Annotated in this window: 15 protein-coding genes; 10 read left to right on the top strand and 5 right to left on the bottom strand. The window is 70.4% G+C overall.

Features of this window, described 5'->3' with window-relative positions; genetic code table 11:
- The first annotated feature begins 17 nt into the window (after positions 1–17).
- Complete coding sequence (locus AC1DXJ_RS08310; RefSeq protein ID WP_477615059.1) at positions 18–428, top strand: PPOX class F420-dependent oxidoreductase; 411 nt, start codon at positions 18–20, stop codon at positions 426–428.
- Between the two features lie 68 nt (positions 429–496).
- Here the strand turns inward: AC1DXJ_RS08310 and AC1DXJ_RS08305 are convergent, their stop codons facing one another.
- Positions 497–913: a hypothetical protein gene (locus AC1DXJ_RS08305; RefSeq protein WP_477615058.1), complete on the bottom strand. Its 417-nt coding sequence runs from the start codon at positions 911–913 to the stop codon at positions 497–499.
- A 486-nt stretch (positions 914–1,399) separates the two neighbouring features.
- Here AC1DXJ_RS08305 and AC1DXJ_RS08300 point away from each other — a divergent pair, with 486 nt between their 5' ends.
- Positions 1,400–1,648: a WhiB family transcriptional regulator gene (locus AC1DXJ_RS08300; protein ID WP_477615057.1), complete on the top strand. Its 249-nt coding sequence runs from the start codon at positions 1,400–1,402 to the stop codon at positions 1,646–1,648.
- Between the two features lie 74 nt (positions 1,649–1,722).
- Here the strand turns inward: AC1DXJ_RS08300 and AC1DXJ_RS08295 are convergent, their stop codons facing one another.
- On the bottom strand, positions 1,723–3,216 hold the full coding sequence (locus AC1DXJ_RS08295; protein ID WP_477615056.1) for a sensor histidine kinase: 1,494 nt from the start codon (positions 3,214–3,216) through the stop codon (positions 1,723–1,725).
- A gap of 115 nt (positions 3,217–3,331) precedes the next feature.
- Complete coding sequence (locus AC1DXJ_RS08290; protein WP_477615055.1) at positions 3,332–4,042, bottom strand: MOSC domain-containing protein; 711 nt, start codon at positions 4,040–4,042, stop codon at positions 3,332–3,334.
- A 64-nt stretch (positions 4,043–4,106) separates the two neighbouring features.
- Here AC1DXJ_RS08290 and AC1DXJ_RS08285 point away from each other — a divergent pair, with 64 nt between their 5' ends.
- Positions 4,107–4,523 (top strand): hypothetical protein, encoded by a 417-nt coding sequence (locus AC1DXJ_RS08285; protein WP_477615054.1) that lies wholly within the window; start codon positions 4,107–4,109, stop codon positions 4,521–4,523.
- 33 nt (positions 4,524–4,556) lie between these two features.
- Here the strand turns inward: AC1DXJ_RS08285 and AC1DXJ_RS08280 are convergent, their stop codons facing one another.
- Entirely contained in the window at positions 4,557–9,491 is a 4,935-nt protein-coding gene (locus AC1DXJ_RS08280; protein ID WP_477615053.1) for an NAD-glutamate dehydrogenase, read from the bottom strand.
- 209 nt (positions 9,492–9,700) lie between these two features.
- On the opposite strand from AC1DXJ_RS08280, the gene AC1DXJ_RS08275 reads away from it, so the two are divergent.
- The 7 genes from AC1DXJ_RS08275 (at position 9,701) to AC1DXJ_RS08245 (ending at position 13,707) form a co-directional block, all read left to right on the top strand.
- Positions 9,701–9,859 (top strand): DUF6131 family protein, encoded by a 159-nt coding sequence (locus AC1DXJ_RS08275; RefSeq protein WP_170212756.1) that lies wholly within the window; start codon positions 9,701–9,703, stop codon positions 9,857–9,859.
- Between the two features lie 98 nt (positions 9,860–9,957).
- Positions 9,958–10,266 (top strand): hypothetical protein, encoded by a 309-nt coding sequence (locus AC1DXJ_RS08270; protein ID WP_477615052.1) that lies wholly within the window; start codon positions 9,958–9,960, stop codon positions 10,264–10,266.
- Positions 10,263–10,799, top strand: coding sequence for a hypothetical protein (locus AC1DXJ_RS08265; protein ID WP_477615051.1), 537 nt, complete (start codon positions 10,263–10,265; stop codon positions 10,797–10,799). Before AC1DXJ_RS08270 ends, AC1DXJ_RS08265 begins: the two co-directional genes overlap by 4 nt.
- On the top strand, positions 10,796–11,566 hold the full coding sequence (locus AC1DXJ_RS08260; protein ID WP_477615050.1) for a LamB/YcsF family protein: 771 nt from the start codon (positions 10,796–10,798) through the stop codon (positions 11,564–11,566). Before AC1DXJ_RS08265 ends, AC1DXJ_RS08260 begins: the two co-directional genes overlap by 4 nt.
- A gap of 6 nt (positions 11,567–11,572) precedes the next feature.
- Complete coding sequence (locus tag AC1DXJ_RS08255) at positions 11,573–12,253, top strand: 5-oxoprolinase subunit B family protein (RefSeq protein ID WP_477615049.1); 681 nt, start codon at positions 11,573–11,575, stop codon at positions 12,251–12,253.
- On the top strand, positions 12,250–13,149 hold the full coding sequence (locus AC1DXJ_RS08250) for a 5-oxoprolinase subunit C family protein (RefSeq protein ID WP_477615048.1): 900 nt from the start codon (positions 12,250–12,252) through the stop codon (positions 13,147–13,149). The genes AC1DXJ_RS08255 and AC1DXJ_RS08250 overlap by 4 nt, the downstream gene beginning before the upstream one ends.
- Positions 13,150–13,215: 66 nt before the next feature.
- Positions 13,216–13,707: a DUF2505 domain-containing protein gene (locus AC1DXJ_RS08245; protein WP_477615047.1), complete on the top strand. Its 492-nt coding sequence runs from the start codon at positions 13,216–13,218 to the stop codon at positions 13,705–13,707.
- Between the two features lie 88 nt (positions 13,708–13,795).
- Here AC1DXJ_RS08245 and pruA read toward each other — a convergent pair whose 3' ends face one another.
- Entirely contained in the window at positions 13,796–15,424 is a 1,629-nt protein-coding gene (gene pruA, locus AC1DXJ_RS08240) for an L-glutamate gamma-semialdehyde dehydrogenase (protein ID WP_477615046.1), read from the bottom strand.
- Between the last annotated feature and the right edge of the window lie 12 nt (positions 15,425–15,436).

Genomic DNA, 15,436 nt, shown 5'->3' with positions numbered 1-15,436 from the left:
CGGACTAGGGTCAGGAGGTGACTCTCACCCCTGACCTGGCCGCCCTCGGCGACGAGAAGTTCGTCTCCCTCACCACGTTCCGCAAGTCTGGCGAAGGCGTGCCCACCACCGTGTGGGTCGGCCGCGACGGTGACACGCTCGTCGTGACCACGCCGAGCGGCAGTGGCAAGGTCAAGCGGGTGCGCAACGACGAGCGCATCGAGCTGCAGCCGTCCAGCCGTCGCGGGACCATCGACAACTCCGTCCCGCCGGTGGCAGGCATGGCCGAGGTCGTGGAGGGCAGTCACGCGACGACCCGACTCGATGAGGTGATGGGCGCCAAGTACGGGCTCGAGTACCGCCTCGTCATGGGGATCGAGCGGCTGCTCCGCCGCGGCGCCCCGCAGCGCGTCATGCTGCGCATCACGCCGGCGCCTGACGCCGTCTGAGCCAGGCTCGGACCGGCCGGGCTCGGACCTGCCCGGGCGCGGCCCGACCCGGCCGTGGCACGGCCGGCTCAGTCCGTCGAGAGGTCTTCGGTGTCCTCGGAGTCCGTCGTCCTGGCCCGGATCGCCGCCACGATGCCGACCAGCGCCACGACGATGACGAGCGCACCCACGAGGCCTCGACCACCCTGCACGAGGCTCCAGCCGACGGGGAGCAGCAGCGCGTTCCAGACGACGGTCGGGGTGTTCGGCCAGTTGTCGCCGCGCAGCCAGCCCCGGGCCATGGCTGCGATCCCGACAGCGAAGACGGCGATCAACAACGCTGACATGACCACGCGCGTGACGTCGCCGGCTGAGTCCTGGGTCAGCTCCCAGAGGTAGAACACGACGAACCCCAGCAGCGTCACGACCTGCACGGCGCACACCCCTGCAGCAACAGAGCGGAACACGTCGCGAGGGCGGGACGGGGCAGGGGCCGGACTGGTCACGGGACTCAGGCTAGGCCCGCGCGCGGACGGCGCGCACGCGGCATACCGAACGTGCCCTCAGGTCAGCCAACAGGGGGCCGGCCATGCCACACGTGGGCTGTCGAGGCCACCCGCTGGGCGCGGATGACCGGGATTCGGACGCGCGAAATGGCCCTTGCGGGCCGTCTCAGTCCGACATGTGACCAACACCTCACTGTTACACGGGCGATATCTTGTGCTCAGACGCCCGAAACTGAGCCCGATCTGTGAGGCTGGAACAGAAACACCCGGCAACCCGTTGGCAGAAGTGCGTCCACCCCACCAAAATGGGTGCGCACGTGTTTCTCCCTGTGTGGACATGGGTCGGCTAGTCTTGCCGGTCGGCCCTGACTCTCAGGTGAACGACCCCGCACACCCCGCAATGACGCGTCCGTGCCGTGAGGTCCGCAACCCAGGGCCCACCACACGGACGCGAACCCCCCTGTCACCGCAAGGAGCACGATCTTCATGGACTGGCGCGACCGCGCTGCCTGCCTCGACGAGGACCCTGAGCTGTTCTTCCCGATCGGGAACACCGGCCCGGCGATCCTCCAGATCGAGGAAGCAAAAGTTGTGTGCCGACGCTGCACCGTTGTCGACGTGTGCCTCAAGTGGGCCATCGAGTCCGGCCAGGACGCCGGCGTCTGGGGCGGCATGTCCGAGGACGAGCGCCGCGCCCTCAAGCGCCGCAACGCGCGCGCCCGTCGCGCCGGCTGACCCGAGCGTTCCTCCACCGACTCACGTCGGCCGCACCACACAACCCCCACAACTGCACAGAACAGGGACCGCCGTCAGGCGAGCTCCCTCCCCAGTGGCCGAAGCCGCGCGATGAAACGCACCCGCGTCCCGTGCGGCTTTGCTGCTTCCCAGGTGATCCGGCCCCGCAGGTCCTGGATGAGCGACTGCACGATCTGGGTGCCGAGCCCCGAGCCACCCGGCCTGAAGTCGCCCGGCAGACCCACCCCGTCGTCGGTGATCGTCACGGTGAGGAGCTCGTCGCCGCGGTCGTCCGTCGTGCGGTGGGCCTCGACCTCGACGGTGCCTCCACCGGTCTCGGCGAGGCCGTGCTCGACGGCGTTCTGGACCAGCTCGGACAGCACCATGGCCAGGGCGGTCGCGTCCTCGGCGCGCAGCGTGCCGAACGACCCCTGCACCGCCGAGGTGATCGGGTGCTCGACCTTGGCCACCTCCGTGATGGCCTGGAGCCCTCGCACCGCGATGTCATCGAAGTCGACCGTCTCGTCGAAGCCCGCGCTCAGCGTCTCGTGGACCAGCGCGATGACCCCCACGCGTCGCACCGCCTCCTCGAGTGCCACCCGACCGGCCTCTCCCTCGGGCAGCCTCCTCGCCTGGAGCCGCAGCAGCGCCGCGACGGTCTGGAGGTTGTTCTTCACGCGGTGGTGGATCTCGCGGATGGTCGCGTCCTTGGTGAGCAGCTCGAGCTCGCGGCGCCGCAGCTCGGACACGTCGCGCAGCAGCAGCAGCGCGCCTATCCGGTGCCCCCCCTCGGTGAGCGGGATCGCGCGCATCGAGACGCTCGCGCCACGCGAGGTCACCTCGGTGCGCCACGGCGCCCGCCCGGTCACGACGAGCGCCAGCGACTCGTCGACCGGTGACTCGTCTCGCAGGAGGTCAGCCACGACCTGGGCCAGCAGCTCGCCGATGACGTCGCCGACGTGCCCGAGGCGGTGGACGGCCGAGAGGGCGTTCGGGCTGGCGTAGGACACGATCCCGTTGACGTCGAGCCGGATGACGCCATCCCCCACGCGCGGCGCGCCACGCCGCTGCCCGGTGGGCGCTGCCGTGTTGGGGAACTCCCCTGCCGCGATCATCCGCGCCAACGCGTCGGCGAGCGCCTGGTAAGTCAGCTCCAGACGGCTCGGCGTCCGCATCGCCGCCAGGTTGGTATGCCGCGTGATCACCGCGAGCGCACGCCCTCCGCGCACGACGGGGATGGCTTCCTCGCGGACCGGCATGTCGTCGCGGAAGATCGGGTCCTTCTCGCGGACGATGCGGAGGTCGAGGTACGACTGGTCCAGCAGCGACTGCCGCCCGCGATGCGTGCGACGGCCCACGACGTCCTCGAAGAACACCATCTGTCCAGTCGTCGGGCGGACGTGGGCGACGGCGAGCCAGCCCTCGATCCCGCCCGGCACCCACAGCACCAGGTCGGCGAAGGACAGGTCGGAGATGAGCTGCCAGTCACCGACGAGCAGCTGCAGCCACTCGACCTCGGCGGGCGCGAGGTCGGTCGCTGACTGGAGGACCTCGTTGAGGGTGGGCACGCGGGAAGCCTAATCGGCGAGACGTTGCCACCCACGGTGCGCCCGCCCGGCTCGCACCGTGCTCATCGGTTCGGGTCGGGCGGGGCCGGCGACTTCCGGGTTGTCGGCTGCAGGGTCAGGCGAGCGTGACGGGATCCCCCACCGAGATCGTGCCGGGGTGGAGGATCGAGGCGTACAGACCCGCGTTGAGGTCGTGGTGGTCGCTGATCGCCTTCAGCATGCCGCCGCGGGCGGCGAGGCCCACCTGCGCCACCCCGACCATGCGGCACCTCTCGATCGGCTCGGCGACGTGCACCCGCACCGTCCCGATGGCGACCTCGCGCCCGACCCACGACTCCTCGGCATACGGCTGATCGGTCCGAACCACGATGTTGGCGCGCAGGTGCCGCGGGTCCAGAGGTCGGCCGTCACCCTCGTGACGACCGAGCTCGGCGAGGGTGGCGCTGCCCACGATGGACAGCTGCGCCTGGTCCTGGTGCATCACGTCGGTCTCGCGTCGCAGGGTGACCGGCTCGCCGAAGTGCTCCGACAGCACCGCGTCGGCATCCGGTTGCCCGACAAGGACCTCCCTCCCGTCGGCCAACCGCACCACGGTGTCGCTGCCGAGCTTGACGGCAGCAAGCTCGAAGACCGGGTCCATCCGGCGGAAGCGCCGGGTGTGCTTGCCGCTGGCCAGCTTGCCGTCGGCGCCGTAGACGGCGTACTCGCGGTCGGCGAGCAGCCCCTCGCGCCCGACCTCAACGGTCGACAGGGTTTCGCCACCCATGGACTTCACCGGGTAGCGGGTCACCAGGACCACCTGGTACTTCGTCAGCTCAGCGGTCACCCGGGTCACCCTAACCGCACGATCACGCCACATCGCCGTCCATTTCCGCCTAGTCTCGCGGACCATGACCGACCAGCCTCCCGTTCCGCCGGCCGCGTCGCTGGGCACCATCCGGCTGACGATCCAGGGCAACGTGATGACCAGCAACGCCCTCACGCCCACGCTCCGCATCAACGGATACCCCGTGCCCACTCGCTACGGCACCCAGGACCTGCCCGTCTACGCCGGGCCCAACCACCTCGACATGCAGGCCCAGTGGATGCGGACCTACGGCCAGGCGTCCCTCGACACGACCGTGGCCCCCGGTCAGGTCGTCGAGGTCTGGTACGCCTCGCCCCTGCACCAGTTCGCGAGGGGCAACATCGGGTTCACCAAGCAGCCCCGTCCCGGCATGGGGTGCCTGTGGGTGGTGCTCGGCTTCGCCGCCCTGTGCGTGGCGGTGGTCGTCGTCGGGCAGGTCGTCAGCGCCCTGAGCCCCTAGGACCCGGGCAGGGCTGTCGGTTCGGCAAAGCCGTCAGGAGCTGGCTGCCCCGGAGCGGATCACCGAGCGCAGCGTGCGCAGGGCGACCGAGAGCGCGGCGATGTTGGGCTTGTCGAGCCGTTCGATGCCTGACAGAGCAGTCTTGGCGCGGGCCAGGCTCTCCGCGTTGGCCTTGGCCCACTGCTCGTAGCGCTCCACCGGTGTCGCGCCCGACGTCGACGCGTCGATCACGGAGCGCACCAGGCTCTCCAGCACGGCATACAGGTCGTCGCGCAGGGCGCCGCGCGCGAGCGCGTCCCACCGGTCGTCACGCGGCAGGTTGGTGACGCGGGTGAGCATCGCGTCGATGCCGAACCTCTCGGACAGGACGAAGTAGAGGGGTGCCACGTCGGTCGGCGCCTCCCCCGTGTCGGTGGCGATGTCGACGATGTCGAGCAGCGAGAACTGGTCGAGCAGGCTCGCGGACTTGAGCGCCAGGGCCTCAGGCACACCGAGCTTCTCCAGGCTCGAGGCGTTGCGCTGCAAGCGCTTGAGCTCGGCACCCTTGAGCAGGTCGTGGATCTGCGGGGCGAACTGGCCGACCACCTCGCCGAACCGGGCCACCTCGTTGGCGACGTCGAGGCGCGAGGGCCGCGAGGTGAGGAACCAGCGCATCGACCGGTCGATCAGCCGCCGGAACTCGAGGTACAGCTGGCTCTGCACATCGGTGGACACGACGTTGTCGAGGGCCTCGACCTCGTGCACGAAGCCCGGCAGGTCGAAGATCTCGCGGCAGACCACGAAGGCCCGGGCGATCTGCTCCGGCGTCGCGCCGGTCTCCTCCATGGCACGGAAGGCGAACGTGATGCCACCCCGGTTGACCATCGAGTTGACCACCGAGTTGGTGATGATCTCGCGCCGCAGCGGGTGCTCGGCGAGCTCGCCGGCGAACTGCTCTCGCAGGGCGGCGGGGAAGTACTCGGTCAGGGTCGCCTGGAACCAGGGGTCGTCGGGCAGCTCCGAGGGGAGCAGGTCCTCCTTGAGAGCCAGCTTCGCGTAGGCCACGAGCACCGAGAACTCCGGCGACTTCAGGCCCAGGCCGTCGGCGAACCGGCGGTCGATCTCGGTGTCGGTCGGCAGGAACTCCAGGGCACGGTCGAGGTCGCCGCGCTCCTCCAGCCAGTGGATCAGCCGCTGGTGGACCGGGAGCATGGGGTGCTCCTGGGCACGGGCGTTGCCGAGCAGCACGTTCTGCTCGTAGTTGTCGCGCAGCACCTGGTGGGCGACGTCGTCGGTCATCGACGCGAGCAGCGTGTTGCGCTGCTTGAGCGTCATGTCGCCGGCCTTGACGAGTGCGGTCAGCAGGATCTTGATGTTGACCTCGTGGTCCGAGGTGTCGACGCCTGCCGAGTTGTCGATCGCGTCGGTGTTCACCCGCACACCGTGCAGGGCCGCCTCGATCCTGCCGAGCTGGCTGAGGCCGAGGTTGCCGCCCTCGCCGACGACCTTGCAGCGCAGCTGCCCACCGTCGACGCGGATCGGGTCGTTGGCGCGGTCGCCGATGTCGGCGTTGACCTCGCTGGCGGCCTTGACGTAGGTGCCGATGCCGCCGTTCCACAACAGGTCGACCGGCGACTGGAGGATCGCCTTCATCAGCGCGGCCGGGGTCATCGACGTGGCGTCCTTGGGCAGGCCCAGCGCCGCGGTCATCTCCGAGGTGATGGCGATCGACTTGAGGGACCGGTCGAACACCCCTCCGCCCGCGGAGATCAGCGACGTGTCGTAGTCGGCCCAGGACGAGCGGGGCAGGTCGAACAGCCGCTGGCGTTCCGGGAAGCTCGTCGCCGCGACGGGATCGGGGTCGATGAAGATGTGACGGTGGTCGAAGGCAGCGACCAGCCTGATGTGCTCGGAGAGCAGCATGCCGTTGCCGAAGACGTCGCCCGACATGTCGCCGATCCCGACGGCCGTGAAGTCCTTGGTCTGGGTGTCATGGCCCATCTCGCGGAAGTGCCGTTTGACCGACTCCCAGGCCCCGCGGGCCGTGATGCCCATTGCCTTGTGGTCGTAGCCGGCGGACCCGCCCGACGCGAACCCGTCGTCGAGCCAGAAGCCGTAGGACTGCGCCACGCCGTTGGCGATGTCCGAGAAGGTCGCCGTGCCCTTGTCGGCGGCGACCACGAGGTAGGAGTCGTCGGGGTCGTGCCGCACCACCGAGGCAGGGGGCACGATCTGCGACCCGTCGCGGTTGTCGGTGAGGTCGAGCAGCCCTGAGATGAAGACCTTGTAGGACCCGATCCCCTCGGCCAGCCAGGCGTCCCGGTCGACCGTGGGGTCGGGCAGCTGCTTGGCGTAGAAACCGCCCTTGGACCCGGTCGGCACGATGACGGCGTTCTTGACCATCTGGGCCTTGACCAGCCCGAGCACCTCGGTGCGGAAGTCCTCCCGGCGGTCCGACCAGCGCAGCCCGCCCCGGGCAACCGGCCCGAACCGCAGGTGCACACCCTCGACGCGCGGCGAGTAGACGAAGATCTCGAACTGCGGCCTCGGAGCCGGCAGGTCGGGGACCTTCTTGGGGTTGAGCTTGATCGAGACGTAGGTCTTGTCCGCGCCCGACGCGTCGGCCTGGTAGAAGTTCGTGCGCAGCGTCGCCGTGATCACGCCGAGGAACGCGCGGATGATCCGGTCGTGGTCAAGGCTCTTGACGTCGTCGAGGTCCTTGGTGATCTGGTCGCACAACGCGCTCTGCGCAGCCTCGCGCTCGGGACCTGCCTCACCGGCATACCGGCTCGGGTCGAAACGGGCCTCGAAGAGGGCCACGAGCTTGCCCGCGAGCTTGAGGTTGGACGCGAGCGCGGACTCGACGTAGTCCTGCGAGAAGGTCGAGCCCGTCTGGCGGAGGTACTTGGCGACGGTGCGCAGGATGACGACCTGGCGCCAGGTCAGCCCGGCCCCGAGGACGAGCGCGTTGAACCCGTCGGACTCCGCCTGGCCGCGCCACACCGCGCCGACCGCGTCCTGGAACAGCTCGCGCAACCGGTCGCGACCTCCGTCACCGGACCACACCTTGTCGTTGCGGACCCGCAGGCCGAAGTCGTAGACCCAGAGGTTCACGCCGTCGCCGCGCGAGATCTCGTAGGGCCGCTCGTCGACGACCTCGACCCCCATGTGGGTGAACATCGGCAGCACCTGGGTCAGCGACAGGGGGCTGCGGCGGTAGAGCTTGAAGCGACGCTCGTTGGCCGGGGCGCCGGGCTCCTGGTACATGTTGAGCCCGGTGGAGTCGTCGCCCTCGAGCGCGTCCATGTGCCGGATGTCGGCCACTCCGATGCGGGAGGTGAAGTCCTCCTTGTAGGCCTCGGGGAAGGCGCGGCCATAGAGACCCGTCAGGCGCGCAGCCGCCTCCTCGCCGTGCTCGGTGCGGGCGGCCTCGCTGAGGTCCTCGTCCCACGTGCGGGTCGCGTCGACGAGCTGGCGCTCGAGCACAGCCTCGTCGATCGGCGGGATCGACTCGCCCGCCGGTACGCGGACGACGAAGTGCAGCCGCGCCAGCACGGACTCGGAGACCCGGGTGGTGAAGTCCACCGTGGCACCCGGAAAGGCTTGCCGCAGAATGGATTCCATCTTGAGTCGCACCGCGGTGTTGTAGCGGTCGCGCGGGATGTAGACGAGGCAGGACACGAACCTGCCGAACCGGTCGCGACGCAGGAAGAGCTTGGTCTTGCGGCGCTCCTGCAGGTGCAGCACCGAGGTCGCGTTGTCGTAGAGCGCCTCCTCGTCGGCCTGGAACAGCTCGTCGCGCGGGTAGTTCTCGAGCACCTCGAGGAGGTCCTTGCCCGAGTGCGAGTCGGGGAGGAACCCGGTGCGCTGGAAGATCGCGGAGACCTTGTCGCGCAACACCGGCACACGGGTCACCGACTCGGTGTAGGCGCTGGAGGTGAACAGGCCGAGGAAGCGCTTCTCCCCCGTCACCTCACCCGAGACGTCGAACTGCTTGACGCTCACGTAGTCGAGGTAGGTGTTGCGGTGCACGGTCGCCCGCGAGTTCGCCTTGGTGATGATGAGCAGCTCACGGGCCCGCGCCACGACGCTGGCCTGCTCGCTCAGCAGCACGCCGTCGCCCGGGCGGTCGTAGCGCAGCAGCCCGAGCCCGGTGCCCTGGACGGCCTCGAGCCGGTCGCCGTCGGAGCCGCGCTCCAGGGCGTACTCGCGGTAGCCGAGGAAGGTGAAGTGGTTGTCGGCGAGCCACTCGAGGAGCCCGTGGGCCTGCTCGACCTCGTCGTCGGGGATGCCGGTCGGCGGGGAGTCCACCAGGTCCTTGGCCACCTGCGAGCAGGTGGCCTTCATCTTGGGCCAGTCCTCGACCGCCTCGCGGACGTTGCCCAGCACGCGGCGCAGCCCCTCGGCGACCTCGGCGCGCTGTGCCGGGTCGCTGTCGCGGTCGATCTCCAGGTGCATCCACGACTCGCGGACCAACCCGAAACCGCCGTCGCCCGAGCCGTAGGACCCCGCGGTTGACGCGGCGTCTGCGTCACCCAGCACGAGCTCCTCGAGCTCACCCGTGGCGTTCCGGCGCACCCGCATCGTCGGGTGCACGACCAAGTGCACCGAGCGCTCCATCCGCTGGAGCTCGGCGCTCACCGAGTCGACGAGGAAGGGCATGTCGTCGGTGACGATCTGCACGACCGTGTGGCCGCTGGCCCAGCCCTGCTCCTCGACCTCGGGGTTGAACACCTCGACCTTGGCGGTGCCGACCGGGCGGTCCTGGGCCAGCTCCCGGTGCGCCATCGCCGCACCCAGCAAGTCCTCGGGCGCCCGCGCCAGCAGGTCCTCGGTGGCCACGTGTCGGTAGTAGGTGCGCAGGAACTGCTCGACCGCCTCACCACCCCCGTGGTCCGCGCGTTCTGCGGCGGTGTGCAGGAGTTGCTGACGGGACTGCTCCAACGACACGGACATGGCTGTCGACTTCACCCTCACGTGGATCGTCATGCTCGGTGGTTCGTCATGCACGGTGGATCGTCATGCACGTGGCCGCACCACGATGTGCGCCGCAACCGAGACTAGCGCTCGTCGCACGCACGCGGCACACCCCGCCCCACCAGCCTCTCGCACCGCTTGTTTGCGCAGGTCAAGGTGTGTTTTTTCGGAATCTATGGTGAGGTGGGGTGTTTGCATAACACGAACAGAAGGAGCTCCACGTGATCATCCTCGGCATCGTCTTGCTGATTCTCGGCCTCTTGGTCGCCAGCCTCAAGGTCCTCGTGACCATTGGCGCCATCCTCATCGTGGTCGGGCTGGTGCTGGCCGTCCTGGGTGGCACCGGTCGGGCCATCGGTGGCCGGAAGCACTGGTACTGATCGGACTCAGTTCGTGACGAACGGCCCCCGGAGTGCCCACTTCCAAGCATGTGGGTATCTCCGGGGGCCGTTGCCATGCCTTCACTACAGTGATGGGTATGCCGCCCGCTCCGGCCGATCCCGACCGTCTCCGCTCCCTCGGCGCGGCCCTGGGGCCGTTGCGCGAGTGCGCAGGACAGGGTGCGGAGGAGCTTCTCGCGCAGTTCCCCGAGGTGGGCCACCGTGAGACGCAGTCGGCTCTCGACGCCTGGGTGGAGCAGGCAGCCGACCTGCTGCGAGAGATCGACGCGACGGCATCCGACCTGGCCGACGTGTTGCGGGTCGCGGCGCTGAACGTGGGTGGCTCGGGGTCCGACGCCGACGGGTCACGCACGTCGACCCGCACCTTCGGTGAGGTGTCCCGGTGACGAGCACGGTCATCGGCGACCCGGCGTCGTGCTCCCAGCTCGGCGGCACCCTGCGGCGGCTGGCCACGCGGCTGCGCACCGCGGGCCGAGCGGCCCACGACGCCTTCGACCAGGACTCCTTCGAGGCTGGTGAGGGCGCCCGCCCGCGAGCGGCGCTCGTGCCGGCCCGACGTCGCGTCGACCTACTCGACGCCGCCGCGGCGGCGGCGGCCCGCGAGGCCGACGGGATCGGCTCGGCCCTCCAGGCCCATGCCAGCGACCTCGCCGAAGCCATCGCCCAACGCCGCCTGCTCATCGACCGCGCCGAGGCAGCAGGACTGCGCGTCGCCGACGGTGAGCTCGTCCCCGCCTGGGGCGTCAGCGGTCTCGCGGACGGCACGACGAGTGCCCGCCAGGAGGCCCAGCGCGAGCAGCTGCAGGCCCAGCTCGACGCGGTCGCCGCCATGGTCGGGCAGCGCCGCCAACGGCTTGCCACGACCCTGCGCGAGTCGCACGGCGTGCTCGCCGCCCACGCCGAAGCGCTGCGCCGATGACGACGATCGACCTCAACGCAGACCTCGGGGAGTCGTTCGGGCGGTGGACCCTCGGCGACGACGAGGCGATGCTCGACGTGGTCACGAGTGCCAACGTCGCGTGCGGCTTCCACGCCGGTGACCCTCGCGGGCTGCTCCGGGTCTGTGAACAGGCCGCCGGACGCGGCGTGGTCATCGGGGCGCAGGTGGGCTATCGGGATCTCGCCGGGTTCGGTCGCCGGTTCATCGACGTCGATCCCGCTGACCTCATGGCCGACGTGATCTACCAGATCGGTGCGCTGCAGGGCATCTGCCTGGCCGCCGGCACCGTCGTGCGCTACGTCAAACCCCACGGGGCGCTCTACAACGCCCTCGTCCACCACGAGGCCCAGGCCGCCGCCGTGGTCGAGGCCGTGCGCAGGGTCGATGCGTCGCTGCCGCTTCTGGGGCTGCCCGGCTCGGTGCTGCTCGGCCTGGCCTACGCCGCCGGGCTGCCGACCGTCACCGAGGCCTTCGCCGACCGCGCCTACCTGTCCGATGGCAGCCTCGTCCCGCGCAGCCGCGACGGAGCCGTGCTGCACGACCCCGACACGGTCGCGGCGCGGGCGGTGCGCCTGGTCGTCACCGGCGAGGTCGAGGCCGCCGATGGAGCGCCGCTGCGGATCGACGCAGCCTCGCTCTGCGTCCACGGCGACAGCCCCGGAGCGGTGTCCATGGCCACCGCGGTCCGCGCCGGTCTCGAGGCCGCCGGTGTGAGGCTGGCGCCGTTCGTCGCGGTCGCCGGCTAGGACGTCGTGAACGGGCGGGTGCTGCCGAGCGGCGAGCACGCGGTCCTCGTCGAGCTCGACTCCCTCGACGAGGTGCTCGCACTGCACCACCACCTGTGGGTCCGGGAACGGCCACCCGGTCTGCTCGACGCCGTGGTCGGGGCACGGACCCTCCTGCTCGTCACGGCCTCGGCCCGTGACCTCGCCGGCGTGCGCCCCGAGGTCGACCGCCTCCTGGCCGGAGCGGACCGCCTCCCGGCGCGGACCGGGGACCCGAAGCTGCCGTCGGAGTCGGTGCTGACCGACGCCGACGACAGCGACGTCGTCGAGATCCCGGTGCACTACGACGGGCCCGACCTCGACGACGTGGCCCGGCTCACCGGCCTGACGCCCGACGAGGTCGTGAGCGCCCACACCGGTCGGCCCTGGCGGGTGGGCTTCGCCGGGTTCGCCCCCGGCTTCGCCTACCTCGTCGACGGCGACCCGCGGCTGGACGTCCCGCGGCGAGCCACCCCTCGGCCCCGGGTCCCGGCCGGCGCGGTCGGACTGGCCGGCGAGTTCAGCGGGGTCTATCCACGGTCCTCCCCCGGTGGGTGGCAGCTGATCGGCCACACCGACGAGGTGCTGTGGGACCTCGACCGCGAACCCCCGGCGCTGCTGCGACCTGGGCTGCTCGTCAGGTTCGTCGACGCCGGAGGCGACCGATGACGGAAGGCGGGCACCCGGCATACGCCCGCCTCGAGGTGGTGACGCCGGGGCCGCTCACCCTCGTCGAGGACCTGGGCCGGCCGGGCCTGGCATCGCTCGGCGTGGGCCCGTCGGGCGCGGCCGACCTGGGCGCCTTCACGCTCGGCGCGCGGCTCCTCGGCCAACCCACTGACCGCGCCGCGCTGGAGTGCCACCACGGCGGGCTCACCCTGCGGGCGCACGGCAGCGTCACCATGGTCCTCACCGGTGCGCCGGGCCCGGCCACCGTCGACGGGACCCCCGTCGGGTATGCCGCGCCGTTCCTGGTGCGCGACGGCTCGGTCCTGACGGTCGGGCCCCCGACCGCTGGCGTTCGCAGCTATGTCAGCGTCCGGGGCGGCATCACAGTGTCATCGGTCCTCGGATCCCGTTCGTACGACACGCTTTCCCACATCGGCCCGGCCCCACTTCGGGAGGGCGACCTGCTCCCGGTCGGGTTCACTGCGGGCGAACCCCTCGTCGACGTCGCCCCCGTGGTCGTGCCCTCTGCCGGCACCGCGACGCTCGACCTGGCACCGGGACCCCGGAGCGACTGGCTCGGCGACCTCGCCGCGCTCACCGAACCCGCCTGGCTCGTGGACGCCGCGAGTGACCGCGTCGGGGTGCGTCTGGACGGCCCCACCCTCAGCCGTGCGGCCGGGTTCGAGGGCCGAGAGCTGCCCAGCGAAGGCGTCGTCCGCGGAGCCGTGCAGCTGCCGGCCGACGGGCATCCAGTTCTGTTCCTCGCCGACCACCCGGTCACCGGTGGCTACCCCGTCGTCGGAGTCCTCACGTCCCGCTCCGCCGACGCAGCCGCCCAGCTCGTCCCCGGTCAGCCCGTGCGTCTGCGGCTGGTGTCGTCGCGGTCCTCACGATGACGTGGCTACGCTGACGACGCGACGTCCGCCGCACGGCGGGCACAGACCCGCGACAGGAGAAGACGCATGAAGATCGCCAAGTCGATCGAGTACGCCGCCAGCCCGGAGGAGGTGTTCGCGGTCCTGTCGGACGTGAAGTTCCAGGAGGCGAAGTGCGCCGCCACGGCAGCCATCAAGCACTCCGCAGGCGTCGAGACCGTCGGGGACCACACCGTCATCACGACCATGCGCATCCTGCCGAGCGACGGCTTGCCCGACTTCGCCAAGTCGATGGTGGGCGAGACCCTCAAGGTCACCGAGACCCAGGACTGGGGCCCGGCAGGGCCCGACGGGAGCCGCCGCGGCACCGTCGCCATGGCCGTTGCCGGGGCCCCGATCGCCCTCACGGGGACGCTGGCGATCGCTCCTGGAGGGGCGGGCACGGTCGAGCAGCTCGAGGCCGAGCTCAAGGCCAAGGTCCCGCTCATCGGCGGCAAGATCGAGAAGGCTGCCGCCCCGCCGATCGAGGAGGCCATCGACATCGAGGCGACGACCGCGCAGGAATGGCTCGCCCGCTAGCGGTGAGGAACGCCGCGTGTCCGCGCGCGGCATACGGAAGGGCTTGGAACCACAACGGTTCCAAGCCCTTCCGTGTGTTGGCGAGTCCTCAGCCCATGTGCGGGTAGGCGTGCTGCGTGGGCGGGTTGAAGGTCTCCTTGATCGAGCGCGCGCTCGTCCACCGCAGGAGGTTCTGGGCCGCGCCGGCCTTGTCGTTGGTGCCCGACGCGCGTCCGCCACCGAACGGCTGCTGCCCGACGACGGCACCCGTTGGCTTGTCGTTGACGTAGAAGTTGCCCGCGGCGAAGCGCAACCGGTGCGTGGCGTCGGCGATGACCATGCGGTCCTGGGCGATGATCGAGCCAGTCAGGCCGAACGGCGCGAAGCTCTCCATCTGGTCGAGCACCTTGTCGTACTGGCGGTCCGGGTAGACGTGCACCGACAGGATCGGGCCGAAGTACTCGGTCCGGAACGACTCGTCGGTGGGGTCGTCGATCTCCAGGACGGTCGGGCGGACGAACCAGCCCTCGCTGTCGTCGTAGGTGCCACCGGCGACGACGTCCACGCCGGGAGTCGCGTGGGCCCGGTCGATCGCGGCGCTGTGCTTGGCGAAGGCCCGCTCGTCGATGACCGCACCCATGAAGTTGGACAGGTCAGTGACGTCGCCCTGGGTCAGGCCATTGGTGATCGACACCAGGTCTGCCTTGATCTTCTTCCACAGCGACCGGGGCACATAGGCACGTGAGGCGGCCGAGCACTTCTGGCCCTGGTACTCGAACGAACCGCGAATCATGGCTGTCCGCAACACATCCGGGTCGGCCGACGGGTGCGCGAGGATGAAGTCCTTGCCTCCGGTCTCGCCCACCAGGCGCGGGTAGGTGCGGTAGTTCGGCAGGTTGGCGCCGACCTCCTGCCACAGGTGCTGGAACGTCGGGGTCGAACCGGTGAAGTGGATGCCGGCGAGATCACGGTCCGCCAGCGCGACCTTCGAGACGTTGAGGCCGTCGCCGGTGACCATGTTGATGACCCCGGGCGGCATGCCCGCTGCCTCGAGCAGCGCCATCGTCAGGTTGGCGGCGAACTGCTGGGTCGGGCTCGGCTTCCACACGACGGTGTTGCCCATGAGGGCCGGTGCGGTGGGGAGGTTGCCCGCGATGGCCGTGAAGTTGAACGGCGTGATCGCGTAGACGAAGCCCTCGAGCGGCCGGTGGTCGGTGCGGTTCCAGATGCCCTTGGAGTTCAGCGGAGGCTGCTCGGCGAGGATCTGGCGCGCGAAGTGCACGTTGATCCGCCAGAAGTCGATGAGCTCGCAGGCCGCGTCGATCTCCGCCTGGTAGGCCGTCTTGGACTGTCCGAGCATCGTCGCGGCATTGAGGTGGGCCCGCCACGGTCCGGACAGCAGCTCGGCGGCCTTGAGCAGGATCGCCGCCCGGTCGTCGAAGGACAGGGCGCGCCACCCGGGGGCCGCCGCCTTCGCCGCGTCGACCGCCGACTGGGCGTCGCCGACCGTGGCGTTGCGCATCGTGCCGAGGACCTTGCGCCGGGCGTGCGGCTGCCGCACCTCGATCTTCTTGCCCGCCCCCATGACCCGCTTGCCGGCGATGGTGTGCGGCAGGTCGATGCTCGCGCTGCCCAGCTCTGCGAGGGCGACCTCGAGCGAGGCGCGCTCGGGGCTGCCCGGCGCGTAGTCCAGGACGGTTTCGTTGACGGGGACGGGCACCTGGGTGACGGCATCCATGTGGGCAGGCTC

The sequence above is a fragment of the Pedococcus sp. P2_D9 genome, from assembly GCF_056404275.1.
The sequence above is the reverse complement of the archived record's forward strand: the minus strand, read 5'-3'. Positions and strand labels throughout refer to the sequence as shown.

What these genes read in the sequence shown, in the direction of transcription:
- AC1DXJ_RS08300 (WP_477615057.1), top strand. Translation starts at nt 1,400, where the DNA reads ATGGACTGGCGCGACCGCGCTGCCTGCCTCGACGAGGACCCTGAGCTG.
- AC1DXJ_RS08285 (WP_477615054.1), top strand. Translation starts at nt 4,107, where the DNA reads ATGACCGACCAGCCTCCCGTTCCGCCGGCCGCGTCGCTGGGCACCATC.
- AC1DXJ_RS08280 (WP_477615053.1), bottom strand. Translation starts at nt 9,491, where the DNA reads ATGACGATCCACGTGAGGGTGAAGTCGACAGCCATGTCCGTGTCGTTG.
- AC1DXJ_RS08270 (WP_477615052.1), top strand. Translation starts at nt 9,958, where the DNA reads ATGCCGCCCGCTCCGGCCGATCCCGACCGTCTCCGCTCCCTCGGCGCG.
- AC1DXJ_RS08260 (WP_477615050.1), top strand. Translation starts at nt 10,796, where the DNA reads ATGACGACGATCGACCTCAACGCAGACCTCGGGGAGTCGTTCGGGCGG.
- AC1DXJ_RS08250 (WP_477615048.1), top strand. Translation starts at nt 12,250, where the DNA reads ATGACGGAAGGCGGGCACCCGGCATACGCCCGCCTCGAGGTGGTGACG.
- AC1DXJ_RS08245 (WP_477615047.1), top strand. Translation starts at nt 13,216, where the DNA reads ATGAAGATCGCCAAGTCGATCGAGTACGCCGCCAGCCCGGAGGAGGTG.
- pruA (WP_477615046.1), bottom strand. Translation starts at nt 15,424, where the DNA reads ATGGATGCCGTCACCCAGGTGCCCGTCCCCGTCAACGAAACCGTCCTG.